Raw genomic sequence first — 19,381 nt, forward strand, 5'->3', positions numbered from 1 at the left:
TGCCGAAGGGGCCCGTTCCGTCATGGAACGGGCCCCTTCGGCGTGGCGGCCGCCGAGGCGCGGCTACTCGGACTTGATGGCCTGAAGCATGTTCAGCCGCGCCGCGCGCCGGGCCGGCCACAGCGCCGCCAGTACGCCGACCACCGCCGCGAGCAGCAGGAAGACGACCAGCCGCGACCAGGGCAGGATCAGCGCGTACGTCGACAGGCTGGAGCCGATCAGCTCACCGGCCGCCCAGCCGAAGAACACGCCGAGCCCGATGCCGAGGACGCCGCCGAACAGGGAGATCACCAGGGACTCCAGGCGGACCATCCGCTTGATGCCCTTGCGGTCCAGGCCGATGGCGCGGAGCATGCCGATCTCCTGGGAGCGCTCGAACACCGACATGGCCAGGGTGTTGATGACTCCGAGGACCGCGACGATCACCGCCATGGCGAGCAGGCCGTAGAGCAGGTTCAGCATCAGGGTGAACACCTGCGCGATGCCGTTGGAGATGTCCTTCTTGTCCTGGATGCTGATCGCCGGGTTGGAGCCGAGGGCCTTCACCAGACGGTCCTTGGTCGCCTCGGACGCCCCGTCGGAGGTCTTGACCATGACCTGCATGTCGTTCGGGCGGGCCTGGTGCGGCGTGAGGGTGGCGTTGTCCAGCATGATCCCGCGGATCATCTGGTTGCCCTCGTAGACCCCGGCGACGGTCAGGCGCTGCTTCTTCCCGTCCTCGAAGGAGGCGGTGAAGACCGAACCGGCCTTCCAACCGTGCGACGTGGCGGTCTTGTTGTCCACGACGACCTTCGTGCCGCCGACCGTGAAGGAGCCCTCGTCGACCCGGAGGTCGGTCAGCTTGCCGATCGCCTTGCCGTTCACCCCGGTCAGGAACTCGGTCTGGCCGTCGATGCGGGAGGGCGCGTTGCGCAGCGGGCTGGTGGCCGTCACGCCCTCGGTGTCGCGCAGCTTGCTGTCGACGTCCGGGGAGAGGAAGGTGCCGTTCGCCATCGACACCACGTAGTCGGCGCGGATCGCGGACGAGGCCATCTTGTCGATCGCGTGCTGGAGGCTGCCCGCCATCACCGTCATGCCGGTGATGAGGGTCAGGCCGATCATCAGGGCGGACGCGGTGGCCGCCGTACGGCGCGGGTTGCGCACCGAGTTCTGCCGGGCCAGCTTGCCGGAGACGCCGAAGACGCGCAGGACGGGGGCCGCGGCGGCGATCAGCGGACGGGACAGCAGCGGGGTCAGGATGAACACGCCGATGATCAACAGCACCGCGCCGATGCCCATGGGCGCCTGGGCGGAGTCGATGTCGTCCATCGTCGTGGCCATCAGCACCGTGACGACACCGGCGGCCGAGAACAGGGCGCCGATGGTGTTGCGCAGCACCAGCGACTTGGTGGTCGCCTGCGCGTGCAGGCTGCTCATCGCCGCCACCGGCGGGATCTTGGCGGCCCGGCGGCCGGGCAGCCACGCGGCCAGCATGGTCACGAGGACGCCGACCGCGAGGGCGGCGACGACGGTGCCGGGCGTGACGACCAGCGGCCCGTCGGGCACGGTGGCGCCCATCGAGCCCAGCAGGGACTTCAGCCCGGCGCCGATGCCGATGCCCGCGACCAGACCGATCACGGCGGCCACCACGCCCACCAGGAACGCCTCGATCAGCACGGACCGGGTGACCTGCCGGCGGGAGGCGCCGACCGCGCGCAGCAGCGCCAGCTCCTTGGTGCGCTGGGCGACCAGCATGGTGAAGGTGTTGGCGATGATGAACGTCCCGACGAACAGCGCGATGCCGGCGAAGACCAGCAGGCCCTGACGCAGTCCGCTCATCGAGTCCGAGATCATCCGCGCCTGGTCGTCGGCGAGCTTCTTGGCGGTGGTCGTCTCGGTCGTCCCCTTCGGCAGCGCCCGGTCCAGCTGCGCCTTCAGCGCCGCCTGGCTGGTGCCCGCCTTCGCCTGCACGTCGATCTCGTCGTACGTGCCCGGCTTGCCGAACAGCTTCTGGGCGGTCGCCGTGTCGAACAGGGCGAGGCTGCCGCCGGCCGCGACGTTGCCGTCGTCGGTGGTGAAGACGCCGACGACGGTGGGCGTGAGGACGGGGCCGTCGACGGAGACGCGGATGGTGTCGCCGACCTTGTACCCGGCGCGCCGTGCGGTCTCGGAGTCGATGAGGACCTGGTCCTCGCCGTGCGGGGCGGTTCCGGCCTTCAGCGGGTACCGGGGGTCCTTCGTGCCCCAGTAGTTGCCGCCCCGGGACTGGAAGCCGCCGCCGATCAGCTTGCCGTGCTTGTCGGCGATCGCGGTGAAGCCGTGCACGACGCCGATGACGGAGCCGGCGCCGGGCACGCGGGCGCTCTCGTCCAGCTGCGCCTGGGTCAGCTCGGGTCGCCTGCCGACCCGGTCGCCCTTGCCCTGCTGGAACTTGGACTGCACGGCCACGTCGACATGGTCGAAGCCCTTGGCGGAACTCTTCTGGAACGCGTCCGAGATGGTGTTGGTGAAGACCAGGGTCCCCGACACGAAGGCGACGCCGAGCATCACGGCGAGCACGGTCATGAGGAGCCGGGCCTTGTGCGCGAGTACGGTGCGCAAGGCGGTGCGGAACATGGGTTCGTCTCAGTCCAGGGGGTGGGAGGTGGTGGGAGGCAGGCGGGGGATCAGCTGCTCTGGGCGTCGGGGGCGGAGGTCCGGGCGCTCCCCCCGGGAAGGCGCCGCATGAGGTCGAGGACCGCGTCCGCCGTCGGCTCGTGCACCTCGTCCACGATTCGTCCGTCCGCGAGGAACACCACCCGGTCCGCGTACGCCGCGGCCACCGGGTCGTGGGTCACCATCACCACCGTCTGGCCCATCTCGCGCACGGAGTTGCGCAGGAAGCCGAGCACCTCGGCCCCGGCGCGCGAGTCGAGGTTTCCGGTGGGCTCGTCACCGAAGATGATCTCCGGCTTGGCGGCCAGCGCCCGGGCGACGGCGACGCGCTGCTGCTGACCGCCCGACAGCTGGGAGGGCCGGTGGCCCAGCCGGTCGCTGAGCCCGACCATCCCGATCACGGAGTCGAGCCACTTCTGGTCCGGCTTGCGCCCGGCGATGTCCATCGGAAGGGTGATGTTCTCCAGGGCCGTGAGCGTCGGCAGCAGGTTGAACGCCTGGAAGATGAAGCCGATCTTGTCCCGGCGCAACCGGGTGAGCTGCTTGTCCTTGAGGGCACCGAGTTCGGTGTCACCGATGCGCACCGAACCGGAGGAGAACGTGTCCAGGCCCGCCACGCAGTGCATCAGCGTGGACTTGCCGGACCCGGAGGGGCCCATGATCGCGGTGAACTCGGCCTGGCGGAATTCGACGGAGACCCGGTCGAGGGCGACCACCTGGGTCTCGCCCTGTCCGTAGATCTTCGACAGATCCGTGGCACGCGCGGCCACGGCGGTGGTCCGGCCGGCGATGGAAGAGGTGGTCACGGGTGGGTGCTCCTGACGGGACGACGACGTTCGCGGGACGTAGACCATCGTCGCCTCCGATCGGGCCCGCGCAGTCACCCGCTGCGCTCGTTCCGGGGGCCGACTGGGGTCGGACCGGGGCCGCGCGCGTCATACCTGGGGAGGAGGGCCGTCCCTGAACCTGGGGAGGAGGACGGCCCTGAACCCGGTGAGGAGGACGGCCCTGAGCTGCGCCCTTCCGGCCCGGCCGGGAAAACGGGTCGATCCCCCCGGTTCGGACGGTGAAATTCCGTCATTCCAGGTGCGCGCCCGGCGCTCACCCGCAAGGCTGTTGGCAAGTACCGATGGCCACCCCCGCGTGCTGATGCTCCCTCAGTTACCAATAAAATAAGACAACATGAATCCACCCGCCCGCTGTTCGGGCAAGGGGTCCCGATAGGGTCGGAGCCGCAGCGCGGAGCCCATGGCCTGCCCGGATGGTGGAAAGCAGACACGGCGAGCTTAAACCTCGCTGCCCCTTCGCGGGCGTGCCGGTTCAAGTCCGGCTCCGGGCACCACCACGTGCACACGGTCCGACCGGCGGATACGCCGTGTGGCCGCGGTCGCCCCTCGGGGGCGCGGGGGCGCGCTGCGCACAGGGCCGCGCCTCTCGGCAGGCGGGTCGGAGCAGACCTCCCCGCGTCCCCGGCCCTGCGCGCCCCCTCATCCCTCGCCGCCGCGCTTCCGTGCGCGAGCGCTTTCCCCGACGCGAACTCTCGTCGACGCGGACAACCATTGACATCGGGTGGGTCCGGACGGAAACTCAGGGGCAATCATAGTGAAAGAAATTTCACCAGACGAACAAGCGGGAACGCGCAAGCGGGAACGCTCAGCCTCCCACCCAGTCATCTCGACCCAGTCGTCTCCGTCCAGTCATCCGCCCGGGCGACGACGCCCATCCGAAGGGAACGACCGATGCGCACCACCGTCGGCATCATCGGAGCCGGACCGGCCGGCCTGCTCCTGGCCCGGCTGCTCCACAACGCCGGGATCGACTCGGTCGTCCTGGAGAGCCGCGACCGCGCCTACGTCGAGCACCGGCAGCGGGCCGGGATCCTGGAGCAGGGCACCGTGGACGTGCTGCGCGCGGCCGGGGCCGGGGAGCGGATGGACCGCGAGGGGCTGCGGCACGACGGGATCGAGCTGCGCTTCGACCGGCGCCGGCACCGCGTCGACTTCCCCGCGCTCACCGGCGGCCGGTCGGTGATGGTCTACGCCCAGACCGAGGTCTGCAAGGACCTCATCGCCCTGCAGCTCCAGGAGGGCGGCCCGCTGCTGTTCGAGGCGGAGGCGCTGGCCGTGGAGGGGGCGGAGAGCGACCGCCCCTCCATCCGGTTCCGCCACCAGGGGCGCGAGGACGTCCTGGAGTGCGACTACGTCGTCGGGTGCGACGGCTTCTGGGGTGTGGCCCGCAAGGCGGTCCCGGCCTCGCTCTCCCAGGTGTTCGAGCGGACGTACCCCTTCGGCTGGCTCGGCATCCTCGCCGACGTGGCCCCCTCGCACGACGAGCTGGTCTACGCCCGCCACGACCGGGGGTTCGCCCTGCTGTCCATGCGCTCCCCGTCCGTCTCCCGCCTCTACCTCCAGGTGCCCGCGGACACCGACGCGCAGGCGTGGAGCGACGAGGAGATCTGGGACGAGCTCGACCGGCGGCTCGAGACCGACGGCGACTGGACCCTGAACCGTGGGCCGATCACCCAGAAGTCGGTGACCCCGATGCGCTCCTACGTCCACGAACCCATGCGTCACGGCCGCCTGTTCCTGGCCGGGGACGCCGCCCACATCGTGCCGCCGACCGGGGCCAAGGGGTTGAACCTCGCCGTCGGCGACGTCGTCACCTTCGTGCGGGCGCTCGTCCACGAGAAGGAGACGGGGTCCGCCGAACTCCTCGACGCCTACTCGCAGACCTGCCTGCGGCGTGTCTGGCAGGCCGAGCGCTTCAGCTACGACATGACGACGATGCTGCACGCCGATCCGGACGCCACCGCCTTCGAGGGACGGCTGCAACGGGCCCGGCTGGACCGGATCAGCTCCTGCCGGGCCGCCGGGACCGACCTCGCCGAGGGCTACACCGGGTTCCCGATCGGCTGACGGACACCCGGGTGGTCTCCGGCCGGTTCCGGACGTGTTCCGGGTCGGTCATGAACGGGGCCCTCCCTGGCCGGGAATCACGCGGCGACGTAGCGTGTTCCGGAGCACGGTGAGGGAAAGATCCTTCCCAGGTACTAGGGTCAGCCCTTTGCCTTTCCATTACTCTTGAGGCCAAGGCCGCGCCGCGCGGCCGTGGAGGAGTGAGATGAGGAGCAGAAACCCGGTCTTCTCGCGACGGGGGTTCAGCCGCGACAACGGCTACGCGGGCTTCAACGCCGCGCCGCAGGCCGGGGGCCCCGCTGTCGGCACGCAGCAGGGCAATCCGTACGCGCAGGGCAACCCGTACGCCCAGCAGAGCGGCAACCTCTACGCGCAGAACCCTTACGCTCAGAACCCCTACGCCCAGCAGGACTTCCAGCAGGGCGCGCCGCCGCAGGCCCCGGCCACCGCCGGCCGGATGACGATGGACGACGTCGTCCTGCGCACCGCGTCCACGCTCGGCACCCTGGTCGTGACGGCCGCGCTCGCCTGGGCGCTGCTGCCGGTCGACAGTGCCAACCTCAACCGTTCCTACGGGATCGCCGTCGGCGCCATGGTGATCGCCCTGGTCCTGGGCCTGGTGCAGTCGTTCAAGCGTAAGGCCTCGCCCGCGCTGATCCTGACCTACGCCGCGGCCGAGGGTGTGTTCCTCGGCGTCGTCTCCAACGTCGTCGACACCCACATCGCCAGCGGCGCGGCCATGCAGGCCGTGCTCGGCACGATGGCCGTCTTCGTCGGCGTCCTGCTGGCGTACAAGGCGGGCTGGATCCGCGTCACCCGCCGGTTCTACGGCTTCGTGATGGCGGCGGCGCTCGGCTTCGTGCTGCTGATGGCGGTCAACATGCTGTTCGCGGTGTTCGGCGGCGGTGACGGCCTCGGCTTCCGCAGCGGCCCGCTCGGCATCCTCTTCGGGGTCATCGGCATCATCCTCGGCGCCTGCTTCCTGGCCCTGGACTTCAAGCAGGTCGAGGACGGCATCGCCTACGGCGCCCCGCGCGAGGAGGCCTGGCTCGCGGCCTTCGGCCTCACGCTGACGCTGGTGTGGATCTACATGGAGTTCCTGCGTCTCATCGCGATCCTCAACCAGAGCGACTAGCTCCAGCGCGCCTCTGGTCCACGGCGCACCTCGCGCCGGACGAACGCAAGGGCCCCGGGTCTTCCCGGGGCCCTTCGTCGTACCGGCACGATGTCCGCCGGTGGCGTCGACGCCGCGCCGCACGCGTGCCTAGAGCAGCTTGCGTGCGGCCCTCCTGAGGTCGTACTCGTGGATGAGCGCCTTGGCGTGGCCGTACGCGAGGTCGTGTTCGTGGCGGAGCCAACTGACCTTCTCCTCGAAGCGGAGCGCGGGGCCTTCTTCTACGGTGCGCAGCCAGTCGGAGACCTCACGACCGGTGCAGTGGGGGATGCGGGCGAGCAGATTGCGATGGGTCTCTTCGGAGAAGACTTGGGACATCGGCGCCTCCGGACGCATTCGAAGCCGGTCCTTCACGTCACCGTGCCTGAGGGTTCCCGTATTGGCAACAGTCGTGCCGTGGCGCGTAGTCTCGCGACGTGGTTGACACGACATCTCTGACCCGGGCAGTGGATCACTTCGCCGACCGCCTCAGGGCGGCGCCGCAGAGCCGGCTGCAACGGGCGGGCGCAGCGGAGGCGCTCGCGCTGGCCCGGGAGTTCGCCCGGCGGGCCCAACTCGCCGAGTGCCCCGGGTGTGAGCCGCGGGAGATGCCGGACGCGGGGATGTTCGCCGCCGCGGACCAGGTCACGGTCGCCGGACACGACCTGGCACTCGTCCTGAAGGACGAGACCGAGGTCGAGGAGGCCGTGCGCCTGGTGCAGGAGGCGCTGAAACGCGCGGGTGTCTGAGACGCGGCGGGTGTCCAAGACGCGCGGGTGTCTGAGACGCGGACGGGTCCCGGTGCGCCGGCTGGGAGCCGGTGCGGGTTCTACAGAGACGCGATGACCCGGTCCGCCAGGATGTACACCTGCTCCGCACCGCAGGTGAAGGTGAGCGTGTAGGCGCCGGAGACGCCCGAACCGCCGAGCAGTACCGGGGTCTCGCCCGCGTGCAGGGCGTCGGCCAGGCGTTCCGCGGTCTCGCGGTGCCCCGGGGTCATGCACAGGGTCGTGCCGTCGGCGAAGACGTAGACGTCGAGGGTGCCCAGTGGGCCCGGGCGGACGTCGGCGAGCTCCACGCCGGACTCGGCCAGGTCCTCCAGCGTGGCGAGCGTCTGCTCGTGGTCGCCGCCGACGGGCGACGGGTGCGGGGTGAAGTCCGGGTGCGAGGGGTGCCGGCGGCGGGCCGCGGCCAGCTCGGGGGACTCGCCCAAGGCGCCGCCCTGGACGCGGTCCTTGCCGGAGTACTCGTCGGCCTCCGAGCCGGACTCGGTCACCGGCTCCAGGTGCTCGAGGCCGGTCAGGTCGGCCTGCCGGGGCAGGAACAGCTCACTGTCGGGCAGCCCCAGCATGGAGGGCGCGTCGGCGGCGTCCCGCGCCTCCTGGGCGGCCCAGAAGGCGCGCGCCTCGGCCAGCTCCCGCTCCCGCTCCTCGGCGAGCGCCTCGACCACGGCGGCACGTATCTGCTCCGTGTCCGCGTGGCCGCGGGCGGCGGGCAGCAGTGCGCGTGCGGTGGCCGCGTGGTTCTGAGCGAGCTGGGTGTGCAGGGCCGCGACCTGACGGCGCAGCACCCACAGGACGCGCAGGACGGCGACGCCCACGGCGCCGGTGGCGGCCGTGGTGAGCAGCAAGGCGATGGGCATGACGCTCACTGACGTACTCCCGGGTTCAAGGTCGACCCCCGACTTCCTACATCAGCTTGAAGGGCGGACTATCCAAGTGTCAGTGCGTAATGTCACGAAACGGACAGAATTATGGTCCGATGCGGCCCCAGGGCCCTCCGAGGTAAGGCGCTGACCTGCGTAAACCTCTCTTTCGAGGGAGATAGGTCACATCCTGAGGGAGATTGGATCACAAAACGGCCCGGAACCAAGGGGTTTCTTGGATTCCGGGCCATTCGGTCACAGCGGGTGGTAAGGCGGCCACTGACGGTCTCTCAAGCGGCCTCTGTGGCGCGGTGGGTCAGCTGAGGCGTTCGATGACCATCGCCATGCCCTGGCCGCCGCCCACGCACATCGTCTCCAGGCCGAACTGCTTGTCGTGGAACTGGAGGGAGTTGACGAGCGTGCCGGTGATGCGGGCGCCGGTCATGCCGAAGGGGTGGCCCACGGCGATCGCGCCGCCGTTGACGTTCAGCCGGTCCAGGTCGATGCCGAGGTCGCGGTAGGAGGGGATCACCTGGGCGGCGAAGGCCTCGTTGATCTCGACCAGGTCGATGTCGCCGACGGTCAGCCCGGCCCGCTTCAGGGCCTGCCGGGACGCCTCGACCGGACCCAGGCCCATGATCTCCGGGGACAGGGCGGAGACGCCGGTGGAGACGATCCGGGCGAGCGGGGTGAGGCCCAGCTCGCGGGCCTTGGTGTCGGACATGATGACGAGCGCGGCGGCGCCGTCGTTGAGCGGGCAGCAGTTGCCGGCGGTGACCAGGCCGTCCGGGCGGAAGACCGGCTTGAGGCCGGCCACGCCCTCCATGGTCACGCCGGGACGCGGGCCGTCGTCCTTGCCGATCACCGTGCCGTCGGGCAGCGTCACCGGGGTGATCTCCCGCTCCCAGAAGCCGTTCTTGAGGGCCTCCTCGGCGAGGTTCTGCGACCGCACGCCGAACTCGTCCATCTCCTGGCGGGTGACGCCCTTGAGCCGGGCCAGGTTCTCCGCGGTCTGGCCCATCGCGATGTAGGCGTCGGGGACCAGTCCGTCCTCGCGCGGGTCGTGCCAGGTCGAGCCGCCCTGCTCGGCCCTGGCCGCGGTGCGGGCCTCCGCCTCGGCGAACAGCGGGTTGTGCGTGTCCGGCAGGCTGTCGGAGTTGCCCTTGGTGAACCGGGAGACCGTCTCGACGCCGGCCGAGACGAACACGTCGCCCTCGCCGGCCCTGATCGCGTGCAGGGCCATCCGGGAGGTCTGGAGCGACGAGGAGCAGTAGCGGGTGATCGTGCAGCCGGGCAGGTGGTCCATGCCCATCCGCACGGCGACGATCCGGCCGAGGTTGTTGCCCTGCTCGCCGCCGGGCAGGCCGCAGCCGAGCATCAGGTCGTTGATGTCCCGGGGGTCCAGCTCGGGGATCTTCGCGAGGGCCGCCTGGATGATCGTGGCGGTGAGGTCGTCGGGGCGCAGGTCCTTGAGGGAGCCCTTGAAGGCGCGGCCGATGGGAGAGCGGGCAGTCGAGACGATGACGGCTTCGGGCATCACGACTCCATGGTGATAGGGCGGCGCGCGCCCAGCACCGCTCGTGGCGGGCGGTGGTCGGGCAACCGGGCGGCCGTGTGGTCGATTACGGACGGCAGCTTGGAAGTTACCGGTACGTACGGCCGGGGTCACTCCGGCCGGGGTGTGACCCTGGCCGCACTTTTCTAAGCGCTTGCTTTTCCTGTTCGGGCCGGGGCGCTCTCACACCGCCCGGAGGCCGCCCTCGGACTCCTCCCAGCTTCCCGAATCGCTCCTCGAATCGCTCCTCGAATCGCTCCTCGAATCGCTCCTCGAATCGCTCCTCGAATCGAGGGGCTCCTCGGACGGGCCCGAAGGAGCCGGCTCGGGCTCGGGCACCCGGCGCCGCCGGCGCCGCTTGAGCAGGGCCCACGGTCCGCGCGGACCGGTCGGCAGCGCCGCCGTGACCTCCGTGCCCGCCTGCGACGCGGCCTCGGCCGCCGCGCGGGCCACCGGCAGGAAGCCCTCGCTCCGCGACACGTCCGGGCTCTCCTCCTCGGCCGGCCACAGGCCCAGCGCCGCGCACACCGTCGGCAGCACCGCCATCGCCGCCGTCGCGTACCCCTCCGCGGAGGGGTGGTAGTTGTCCGGACCGAACAGCTCCCGCGGGTTCGCCGCGAACTCAGGACCCAGCAGGTCACCCAGCGACACGGTCCTGCCTCCCTGCTCCACTGCCCCGATGGTCTGCGCCGCGGCCAGTTGGCGCGAGGCCCGCCGGGCCAGCCACCGCAGCGGCTGCTGGACCAGCTCGATCGTGCCGAGGTCCGGGCAGGTGCCCACGACGACCTCGGCGCCCGCCGTGCGCAGCCGCCGCACCGCCGCCGACAGATGGCGCACCGAGCGCGTCGGAGGCATCCGGTTGGTCACGTCGTTCGCCCCGACCATGATCACGCAGATGTCCGGCACCCGCTCCGGGTCGCCCAGCGCCAGCGGCACCTGGCGGTCCAGGTCGTCCGACCGGGCACCGGGCTGCGCCACGTTGCGCAATCGCACCGGACGTTCCGCCACCGCCGCCAGACCCGACGCCAGCAGCGCGCCCGGCGTCTGCCCGGCCCGGTGCACACCCTGCCCCGCCGCCGTGGAGTCACCGAGCATGACCAGGCTCAGTGGCGGCTCGCCCGGAGTGTCATAGGCGTGACCGAACAGGCCGTCCGCGACCGGCACGTGGTTGTCCGTGCCGTTGCCCACGTGGCGCTTGGCCATCTGTACCTCGGCCAGCAGCAGCCCGACGGCCGCGGCACCGACCAGACCGAGTCCGCCGCCGCCGTACGCGGCACCGGCCGCGATCCGCCGGGCCACTCTCGCCCTCGACATGTTCGTCATGCCCGCCGACCTCCTCGTAGCCGTACATCCACTCCTTGCCCCGTACGGACCGTCGTCCAATCTTGACGGCGAGTGAACGCGCACCCCGGGCGGTCCCCCTGGCTTTAGGCTGGCGGCACACCACGACCACACCTTTTGCAACAACCGGAGACAACGGTGCAATTCCACGACTCGATGATCAGCCTCGTCGGCAACACCCCGCTGTTGCGGCTCAACAGCGTCACCAAGGGGATCCAGGCGACCGTCCTGGCGAAGGTCGAGTACTTCAACCCGGGCGGCTCCGTGAAGGACCGCATCGCTCTGCGCATGATCGAGGCGGCCGAGCAGAGCGGGGAGCTCAGGCCCGGTGGCACGATCGTCGAGCCGACCAGTGGGAACACCGGTGTGGGACTGGCCATCGTGGCCCAGCAGAAGGGCTACAAGTGCATCTTCGTGTGCCCGGACAAGGTATCCACCGACAAGATCAACGTGCTGCGCGCGTACGGCGCCGAAGTGGTCGTGTGCCCGACGGCCGTCGCGCCGGAGCACCCTGACTCCTACTACAACGTCTCCGACCGGCTGGTCCGCGAGACCCCCGGCGCCTGGAAGCCCGACCAGTACTCGAACCCGAACAACCCCCTGTCGCACTACCACTCCACCGGTCCCGAGCTGTGGGAGCAGACCGAGGGCAGGATCACCCACTTCGTGGCCGGCGTCGGCACCGGCGGCACCATCTCCGGCACCGGCCGCTACCTGAAGGACGCCAGCGACGGCCGGGTCAAGGTCGTCGGCGCCGACCCGGAGGGCTCGGTGTACTCCGGCGGGTCCGGGCGGCCGTACCTCATCGAGGGCGTCGGTGAGGACTTCTGGCCGACCGCCTACGACCGGACCGTGGCCGACGAGATCGTCGCCGTGTCCGACAAGGACGCCTTCCAGATGACCCGCCGCCTCGCCAAGGAGGAGGGCCTGCTGGTCGGCGGCTCCTGCGGCATGGCCGTTGTCGCGGCGCTGCGGGTGGCCGAGCGGCTCGGCCCGGATGACGTCGTGGTCGTCCTGCTGCCGGACAGCGGGCGCGGGTACCTGTCGAAGATCTTCAACGACGAGTGGATGGCCGACTACGGCTTCCTGGAGGACGAGGGCTCGAGCGCCCGCGTCGCTGACGTGCTGAGCGACAAGGAGGGCGGCTCCATCCCCTCCCTGGTCCACATGCACCCGGACGAGACCGTCGGCCAGGCCGTCGAGGTGCTGCGCGAGTACGGCGTCTCGCAGATGCCGATCGTGAAGCCGGGCGCCGGCCACCCGGACGTCATGGCGGCCGAGGTGGTCGGATCGGTGGTCGAGCGGGAGCTGCTGGACGCGTTGTTCACCCGGCGGGCCGCGCTGGAGGACCCGCTGGAGAAGCACATGTCGGCTCCGCTGCCCCAGGTCGGCTCCGGCGAGCCGGTCGCCGACCTGATGTCGGTGCTGGGCGTGGCGGACGCGGCGATCGTGCTGGTGGAGGGCAAGCCGACCGGGGTCGTCAGCCGTCAGGACCTGCTCTCCTTCCTGGCCAAGGGCGGAAAGCACTGACGCGCCGCCGCGGCCGGCGTGCCGGCGGGGAACGTGCGGTGACCCGCGGCTGAGAGACAGTCGTGGAAACGGTACGAGCGTGTCACGTGCACGCAGCACCCGCTTCACATACGTCCGGCAGATTGGTGGGCGTCGGAAGGGGCGGGATCGCCTCCCGGGCGCCGAGCGCCGGGGGCGGCCGTCGGCCCCGTCCGGCGCCGTGCGGCGTCGCGGACCTCCGGAGCGGCTCCCGGACCTCCATGGACGCCACGGACGCGATGGCCCGGCCCTGACCCGGCCCGCGTCCCCCGCGGGGACCGCCGTCGTCCCGCCCCCCGGTCGACGGGGGTGCGGCGGTCCCCGCGCATACACCTCGCCCCCGCACGGTCGTGCCGCGGACGTGGCCGCTCACACCTGCCGGGCGTCGTCCTCGGCGCGGCCGCTCACTCCCGCCAGGTGTCGTCCTCGGCGCGGTGGCGGCGGCTGAACAGGCCCGGGTTGGTACGGGCGGCCTGGACGGCGTTGACGCCCACGATCCCGAGCCAGGCGACGATGAGGCCGGGCAGGTGCCCGAGGCCGCCGCCGATCGCGGACAGCGGCACGGCGAGCACCAGCGAGACGATGCCGAAGCCGAAGCGCTCGCCCCAGGAGTCGGTGGCCTTCGGCGAGCGCGAGCCCCGGGCCACGGTCATCTGCTCCTCGGCGAACTGCCGCCGCATCCGGCGTTCGACGGCGCTGTCGATGCGCTGGTCGACCTTCTCCAGAAACGAGTCGACCAGCGCGGACTCGTACTCCTCGCCCAGTTCCCTGCGGGCCTGCAGGGAGGCGTTCAGGTCCTTCTTCAGGTCCGTGTCCCGCGCGTCCATTCCGCTCATGCGGACCAGGCTAGAGAGCCGGGGGGCCCGCCGCACTGGGGATAGCCCCCCTGTCGGGGTGGGGGCGGGCCGCCGTCGGCGTCGCCGGGGCTGCGGCCGGCGACACCGACGGGGCCTGCTCACCGTATGCGCACCGATTGTCGCGATCTGTGTCTGTTGGGGCGGATTTAATGACACTTGGTCGATCCCTTGCCCTGGCTGTATGACCTCATGCAGAGTTCTTGGTGTCTGAATAGAAACTGGTCGGGGAGATACCCTCCCGGGGCGTCGACGACATCTGGAGGGGGAGCACGTCATGAGCGTGACCGACAGCCCTGCCGCGCGGCTGCAGGCGCTCTTCGAAGGGCACCGGCTCACACCGACCCAGCGGCGCATCGCGCACAGCATGGTGCGGAGGGCAGCCGACGTGCCCTTCCTGTCCAGTGTCGAGCTGGCCGAACTGGCCGGGGTCAGCCAGCCGTCGGTGACCCGTTTCGCGGTCGCCCTGGGCTTCGACGGCTACCCGGCGCTGCGCCGGCACCTGCGCGAGGTCGCGCCCGCCGAACCGGCCGCCCGGCCGGCCTCGTGCAACGAGTACCAGCAGGCGGTCGAGGCCGAGATCGAGAACCTGAGGCACCTCGCGGAGGCGCTGGCCGATCCGCGGCCGGTGCGCAGGGCGGGACAGGTGCTCGCCGCCTCGCGCCCGCTGCCGGTCCTCGGCCTGCGGGCCGCGGCCGCCCAGGCCTACGGCTTCGCGTACTTCGCCGCCAAGGTCCACCCGGACGTACGGCTGCTCGACGAGGGCGGCACGATGATCCAGGACCGCATCGACGGCGCCGTACGGGCGGGCGCCTCCGCGCTGCTGTGCTTCGCGCTGCCGCGCCATCCGCGCGAGGTGGTGGACACCCTCGCCCACGCCAAGGAGACGGGGCTGACCGTCGTCACGGTCGCCGACTCGGCGTTCGCGCCGGTCGCCAAGCACTCCGACCTGCTGCTGCCCGCGGCCGTCGGCACCGGACTCGCCTTCGACACCGCGTGCGCGCCGATGCTGCTCGGCCGGGTGCTCCTGGAGGCGATGTGCGACGACCTGCCCGACGCGCAGGCGCGCCTGGAGGAGTTCGACCAGAAGGCGGCGGCACGAGGGTTGTTCGTCGAGTGACGCCTCTGGGGTGAGGCCGGGGACCGGGCGCTCTCAGACTCGTCTCACCAACGCTCGCTAGCCTGCCCGCCCGACGAGGGTGCCGGGTCGACGAGGAGGCAGAGCATGGCGCGCGCTGGTCGCACAGGTCGTGGAGGTCAGGGCCTGGCCCGGGTGGCCGTCGTGGTACGGGCCGGAGCGGCTCCGCTGTGGTGGCTCGGCGGGTTCGCGGCGGCGATCGGCGTACTGGTGCCGGGGCTGACCGGGCGCCGGATCGGTGTGCTGGCAGGGGCCGCGCTGTTCCTGGTGACGGCGGCCGTCGTGGCCTGCGCCCGGCGCCGTCGCTACCGGGCCCTGGCCCGGGGTGCCGCCCGGGCCGGACGCCACGACGTGCTCCAGGACCGGTCGGTGAGCGTGCGCGTCTGGCGCCGGGGGCACCGCTGGTGGCTCGCGCCGGCCTTCCTGGCCGCGCTGGGCAGCTCCTTCGCCCTGCCCGCGGCCGGCGGCCTGCTGCTGGCCGGCGCCGGGGTGGGACTGTGGCTCAAGGCCGCCTGGATCGGCCGGCTGGAGCGGGCCGAGGACACGCTGCTGTGGGTGCGCGTCGACTGGCTGGGCAAGCGGGGCGGGCACCCCGCGGGCAAGGCGGTGCGGGGCTACCGCGGTACCGGCCTCGCGGCGGGCGACGCGGCCCCGGGTGGAGCACGCCGCCGCACCGTGGCGCTCGGATAGGGCGCTGCCGTCACCTGTCCGCCGGACACGCCCCGGGCCCGTCCGGCGGGCCGGGGTCAGACCTCCAGCTCCTCCTCGATCCTCCTCAGTTGGTGGCGGGCCATCGCCAGGTTGGCCCGCTTGGCGTCGAGCACCAGGTAGAGGAACAGGCCGCTCCCGCCGCGCCCGCTGATCAGGCGGATCAGGTGGTACTGGTCGGTCAGGGTGATCAGGATGTCCTCGATCTCCGCCTTGAGGCCGAGGTGCTCCATGGTGCGCATCTTGGCCCGTACGACATCGGTGTTGCCCGCGGCGGCGACGTTCAGGTCGAAGCTCTTGCCGCCGCCCATCGTGCCCAGCGCCATGCCGCTGGTGTAGTCGACGAGCGCGACGCCTGTCGCTCCCTCGATGGAGGCGAGCGCTTCCTTCAGGCAGGTCTCGGTGTTGGCCATGGCCGGGTCTCCTTGTTCCGTCAACTTTCGGTGGTGGTACGCGCGTCGGTGGCGGTGGTGCGGGGCGCGCGGGCGGTCCTGGTGCGTGCGGTGCCGGCCCTGGTGGCCGGTTTCACGGCCTTCGCGGGCGTCCTGCCGGAAGCCCCGGCCGGCTCGGCGTCGACCAGCTCCCCGATGCGGGCGCCCGCCCGGCGGCCCTCCAGGTGGAGGCGGCCGACGTTGACGCGGTCCTCGGCGAGCAGGGTCAGCACCGCGGTGCCGCCCGCCGCATAGGTCGCGACATAGCCGTGGACGCCCCGCACGAGCAGCTCGCGCAGATCGCCCTGGCCGGTCACGTCCGCCATGCGCACGGCGACGCCGAGGGCGGTCGCGGTGAGTGCCGCCACGCTCTCCGGCTCCACGCCGGGGGTGTCGTGGGCCAGTACGAGGCCGTCGACACTGGCGGCGAGGGCGCCGGTGAGCTGGGGTACCCGGGCTCTGAGTCGGCGCAGCTCGTCCAGGATCTCGGGCTCGGCTGCCATCCGGTGTCTCCTTTCAAAGGGCCTCCAGCGCATCCCTGAGCCTCTTCAGCAGCGTGATGTGGGGGTCGGTGGTGTACGCCGGCCGATCGGCGAGCGTGGGGTTCTGCCCGGTGCCGTCCGGTACGGGCGCCTCCCGTGGTACGACGACCGGTGCGACGAGCCCCGCGGCCGCCAGACGCCGTACGTCCACCAGGGTGTGGAACGCCTGCCTGCCCAGCTCCCTGGCCAGGTCGGTGGCCGTGCGGGTGCCGTCGATCCGCTCCAGGAGCGTCTGCTGGCGGGGCGTCGGCTTCGGTGCCGCGGTGGGACGCGTCCGCGTCAGCGGGGCCCTGTCCGGCGCGGCGTCGGGCCAGACGCGGTGCAGCAGCTCGCGGCGGCGCAGGACCTCGCGCTCCAGGGCGGCCACCGGAACCGGCAGGACGGGGCCGAGCCGGTGGACGACGCCGTAGCGGAACCGTCCCGGCGTGCTGCTCGGGGCGAGCGCGAAGTAGGCGGCGTCGTGGAGCGCGCCCAGGTGGCACAGCTCCAGGGCACCCTCGGTCAGGTGGCCGCCGTCCAGCAGCAGGTGTGCGGCGCCCAGCCGGTCGTCGGCCCGGGCGAGAGCGTTCCGCCAGGCCTCGGCCGTCAGCGTCCCGTGGGCGGTGAGCAGCAGGTCCAGACCGGGGGACAGGGGGCTCTCGGCATGCGCCACCCGGCCCTCGGAGAGGTAGAGCGTGCCGTGCTCGCGCACCAGGACGCCGGTGGCGTGCTCGGCGGCAAGCCGGGTCAGCATCGGTGAGACGCCGCCCCAGGCCCGGTCGTCGTCGGCCGGCCTGCTGCGGACCGGCAGCTGGGGCGGGGGAGGGGTGTCGACCACGGTCATCCCAGCACCAGCCGCTCGGCCATCTCGCCCAGGCGTATGCGGGCCAGGGCGAGGTTGCCCTCGGCGCGGGCCAGCCACAGGTGCAGGAACACGCTGCTGTCGAAGGACGTGTCCACGAACCGCAGCAGGTGGTAGCTGTCGCGGTTGCTGACGATCAGGTCCTCCACCGGGGGACGCTCGCCGTCGGGGTCTCCGGCGGCGGCGAAGGCGCCGTGCTCGGCGGCCAGCCGGGCCAGTTCGGCGGCCTCCGCCGCGGTGGTCTCGTGGTCGCCGCCCGGGGACTCCCCGACGGTGCCCAGGGCAAGTCCGCTCGTCCAGTCGACCAGCGCGGCGCCTCTGGCACCGGGCAGCCGCATGGCTTCCAGGAGGCACTCGTCGATTCCGGGCACCGTTGTTCCTCTCCCACCGGGGGTTCGGCTGAGTGATGCCGACGCTACGCACGGTGTGCGCCAGCGGGTGAGGGTTACGGCATTTTCCGGTGGAACATGCGACCGAGGGGCTAACGTGGGTCGACTCAGTCGAATGAAGCGGGTCGAGCGTGCCCGGGTCCCCGCAGGGCGGTGAGTGCCGAGGCGTGCGCTCCTCCCGCCTCGGACACGATCTCCTCGACCGGCTGCGGCTCGCGTACGACGGCGAGGGCGACCCCTCCGGCGCCGTCCGGGGCGAAGCCGTAAACCCCCGTCCGGGGCAGGGAGTTGTAGGCGTAGTGGTGGGCGAAGTAGTAGGCCCCGGTGTCGAGCGCCGCCACGTGGTCGCCCGGCTCCAGCAGGGCGAGCGCGCGGGCCTCGGCGAGCAGGTCGCCCGCGAAGCAGGCGGGCCCCGCCACGTCCTGCACCACCTCGGGTCCCTGCTTCGGCAGCCCCTTCGCGTCGTACGCGGCCAGGCGCAGCGGCCAGGCCTTCGGCACGTAGACCGTGCGTGTCGCGACCTGCACGCCCGCGTGGGTCACGGCGACCGGCCGCCCTCCGGCGCTCTTGGTGTACTCCACCCGGGCCACCACCGTGCCCTGCTTGGCCAGCAGCGACCGTCCGAACTCGGTCACCAGCCCGTACCGCCCCTCGCACAGCCCCGGCACCACCTCGCGCAGCAGCCGCGCGTACCGCGCGTACGTCGGCTCGGTCGCCTCGGAGCCGAAGTTCACCGGCAGTCCGCCGCCGATGTCGAGGGTGTCGATCTGCCGCCGCCCCGCGCGCGTGTTGATCTCCTCGGCCAACTCGTAGGTCCGCGCCACGCCCTGCGTCATCAGAGAGAGCGGGATGCCCTGGGATCCGGTGTGGGCGTGCAGCCGGGTGAGCCACGGACGGTCCAGATACGCCCGCACGACCCACTCGCGGGCGCCCTCGTCGCGCAGCGCCACCCCGAACTTCGAGGTCGCCGTGGCCGTCGACAGCGCCTCGATGGCACCCGCGCCGACCTGCGGATTCACCCGGATCCCCAGCGGTGAGCGAGGGGTGGCGGAGCCCACGAGGGCGTCGATGCGGGCCAGCTCCTGCGGGTTGTCCGCGTTGACGGCGATGCCCAGCTGAAGCGCCTCGCGCAGCTCGGCCGGAGTCTTGGCGGGTGAGTCCAGGACGGTCCGCGCGGGGGGCACCCCGGCCACCCGTGCCAGCGCCAGTTCCCCCGGGCTCGCCACTTCGGCGCCGATGCCCTCCTCGTGCAGCAGGCGCAGGACGGGCACGAGCGGGGTCGCCTTGACCGCGAAGGCGTGCAGCACCGGGGTGCCCGGCGCCAGCACCGCGTCGAACGCCGCCCTCAGCGCCGCCGCGGACTCCCGGATGCCGACGACGTCGAGCAGGCCCACGACGGGGGAACCGGGGCCGAGCAGCCCCTGGCCCACCGCGGCCCGGACCGCCTCGTCCCGGCGTACGACCCGCTCGCGGTCCGCCGCTCCGGCCTCGTCGCCGTGGCTTCGGTCCCTGCCCTCGTCCATGCCGCCCCCGGTCGCGTCGGTGTTCCCTCAGCTCCTGCCTTCCTGACCTGGAGCCGCCCAAACATCCCCCGGTCGCGCGGGTCGGCCCCGCCCCCTGTATTGACTAGCTCTATTCAGCACGCCAGGATGTGAATAACAGCAGCAACAAAGCCACCGGGAGGCAG

General features: G+C 71.8%; 18 protein-coding genes and 1 tRNA gene. 7 read left to right on the forward strand and 12 right to left on the reverse strand.

What is annotated here, in order from left to right; all coding sequences use genetic code 11:
- Positions 1–63: 63 nt before the first annotated feature.
- Positions 64–2,595 carry an ABC transporter permease gene (locus tag ACTYVM_RS20170; protein ID WP_445527243.1) on the reverse strand — a complete coding sequence of 844 codons (2,532 nt, stop codon included), beginning with the start codon at positions 2,593–2,595 and terminating at the stop codon, positions 64–66.
- Between the two features lie 50 nt (positions 2,596–2,645).
- Positions 2,646–3,440: an ABC transporter ATP-binding protein gene (locus ACTYVM_RS20175; protein WP_445527244.1), complete on the reverse strand. Its 795-nt coding sequence runs from the start codon at positions 3,438–3,440 to the stop codon at positions 2,646–2,648.
- A 449-nt stretch (positions 3,441–3,889) separates the two neighbouring features.
- On the opposite strand from ACTYVM_RS20175, the gene ACTYVM_RS20180 reads away from it, so the two are divergent.
- From ACTYVM_RS20180 to ACTYVM_RS20190, 3 genes are all read left to right on the forward strand, one after another.
- Positions 3,890–3,976, forward strand: a tRNA-Leu gene (locus ACTYVM_RS20180).
- Positions 3,977–4,373: 397 nt separating this feature from the next.
- A complete protein-coding gene (locus ACTYVM_RS20185; protein WP_445527245.1) occupies positions 4,374–5,549 on the forward strand; it encodes a 4-hydroxybenzoate 3-monooxygenase in 1,176 nt (391 codons plus the stop codon).
- Positions 5,550–5,754: 205 nt separating this feature from the next.
- Positions 5,755–6,684 carry a Bax inhibitor-1/YccA family protein gene (locus tag ACTYVM_RS20190; protein ID WP_445527246.1) on the forward strand — a complete coding sequence of 310 codons (930 nt, stop codon included), beginning with the start codon at positions 5,755–5,757 and terminating at the stop codon, positions 6,682–6,684.
- Positions 6,685–6,813: 129 nt separating this feature from the next.
- On the opposite strand, the gene ACTYVM_RS20195 is transcribed toward ACTYVM_RS20190, so the two are convergent.
- Complete coding sequence (locus tag ACTYVM_RS20195) at positions 6,814–7,041, reverse strand: DUF4287 domain-containing protein (protein ID WP_276111179.1); 228 nt, start codon at positions 7,039–7,041, stop codon at positions 6,814–6,816.
- A 98-nt stretch (positions 7,042–7,139) separates the two neighbouring features.
- Between ACTYVM_RS20195 and ACTYVM_RS20200 the strand changes: the two genes are divergently transcribed.
- Entirely contained in the window at positions 7,140–7,451 is a 312-nt protein-coding gene (locus tag ACTYVM_RS20200) for a hypothetical protein (protein ID WP_400032197.1), read from the forward strand.
- Positions 7,452–7,531: 80 nt separating this feature from the next.
- Here ACTYVM_RS20200 and ACTYVM_RS20205 read toward each other — a convergent pair whose 3' ends face one another.
- From ACTYVM_RS20205 to ACTYVM_RS20215, 3 genes are all read right to left on the reverse strand, one after another.
- Entirely contained in the window at positions 7,532–8,344 is an 813-nt protein-coding gene (locus ACTYVM_RS20205) for a hypothetical protein (protein ID WP_445527247.1), read from the reverse strand.
- A gap of 319 nt (positions 8,345–8,663) precedes the next feature.
- Positions 8,664–9,884: an acetyl-CoA C-acetyltransferase gene (locus tag ACTYVM_RS20210; RefSeq protein WP_445527248.1), complete on the reverse strand. Its 1,221-nt coding sequence runs from the start codon at positions 9,882–9,884 to the stop codon at positions 8,664–8,666.
- Between the two features lie 201 nt (positions 9,885–10,085).
- Positions 10,086–11,225: an SGNH/GDSL hydrolase family protein gene (locus ACTYVM_RS20215; protein WP_445527249.1), complete on the reverse strand. Its 1,140-nt coding sequence runs from the start codon at positions 11,223–11,225 to the stop codon at positions 10,086–10,088.
- Positions 11,226–11,381: 156 nt separating this feature from the next.
- Here ACTYVM_RS20215 and ACTYVM_RS20220 point away from each other — a divergent pair, with 156 nt between their 5' ends.
- Positions 11,382–12,773, forward strand: a complete 1,392-nt coding sequence (locus ACTYVM_RS20220; protein ID WP_445527250.1) for a cystathionine beta-synthase — start codon at positions 11,382–11,384, stop codon at positions 12,771–12,773.
- A 422-nt stretch (positions 12,774–13,195) separates the two neighbouring features.
- Here the strand turns inward: ACTYVM_RS20220 and ACTYVM_RS20225 are convergent, their stop codons facing one another.
- Positions 13,196–13,627 carry a hypothetical protein gene (locus ACTYVM_RS20225; RefSeq protein ID WP_445527251.1) on the reverse strand — a complete coding sequence of 144 codons (432 nt, stop codon included), beginning with the start codon at positions 13,625–13,627 and terminating at the stop codon, positions 13,196–13,198.
- Positions 13,628–13,922: 295 nt separating this feature from the next.
- Between ACTYVM_RS20225 and ACTYVM_RS20230 the strand changes: the two genes are divergently transcribed.
- Together ACTYVM_RS20230 and ACTYVM_RS20235 are read left to right on the forward strand one after the other, a co-directional pair.
- The gene (locus ACTYVM_RS20230; protein ID WP_445527252.1) at positions 13,923–14,765 is read left to right on the forward strand and encodes a MurR/RpiR family transcriptional regulator; all 843 of its coding nucleotides are present in this window, start codon (positions 13,923–13,925) and stop codon (positions 14,763–14,765) included.
- Between the two features lie 105 nt (positions 14,766–14,870).
- Entirely contained in the window at positions 14,871–15,473 is a 603-nt protein-coding gene (locus ACTYVM_RS20235) for a hypothetical protein (RefSeq protein ID WP_445527253.1), read from the forward strand.
- Between the two features lie 56 nt (positions 15,474–15,529).
- On the opposite strand, the gene ACTYVM_RS20240 is transcribed toward ACTYVM_RS20235, so the two are convergent.
- The 5 genes from ACTYVM_RS20240 to ACTYVM_RS20260 form a co-directional block, all read right to left on the reverse strand.
- Complete coding sequence (locus ACTYVM_RS20240) at positions 15,530–15,904, reverse strand: roadblock/LC7 domain-containing protein (protein ID WP_445527254.1); 375 nt, start codon at positions 15,902–15,904, stop codon at positions 15,530–15,532.
- A gap of 20 nt (positions 15,905–15,924) precedes the next feature.
- The gene (locus tag ACTYVM_RS20245; protein WP_445527255.1) at positions 15,925–16,425 is read right to left on the reverse strand and encodes a roadblock/LC7 domain-containing protein; all 501 of its coding nucleotides are present in this window, start codon (positions 16,423–16,425) and stop codon (positions 15,925–15,927) included.
- 13 nt (positions 16,426–16,438) lie between these two features.
- Positions 16,439–17,287, reverse strand: a complete 849-nt coding sequence (locus tag ACTYVM_RS20250) for a transcriptional regulator (protein WP_445527256.1) — start codon at positions 17,285–17,287, stop codon at positions 16,439–16,441.
- A complete protein-coding gene (locus ACTYVM_RS20255) occupies positions 17,284–17,676 on the reverse strand; it encodes a hypothetical protein (protein WP_400032175.1) in 393 nt (130 codons plus the stop codon). The genes ACTYVM_RS20250 and ACTYVM_RS20255 overlap by 4 nt, the downstream gene beginning before the upstream one ends.
- A 125-nt stretch (positions 17,677–17,801) precedes the next feature.
- A complete protein-coding gene (locus ACTYVM_RS20260) occupies positions 17,802–19,217 on the reverse strand; it encodes a type III PLP-dependent enzyme domain-containing protein (protein WP_445527257.1) in 1,416 nt (471 codons plus the stop codon).
- Positions 19,218–19,381: the final 164 nt, after the last annotated feature.

The sequence above is a fragment of the Streptomyces cyslabdanicus genome (genome assembly GCF_052663305.1).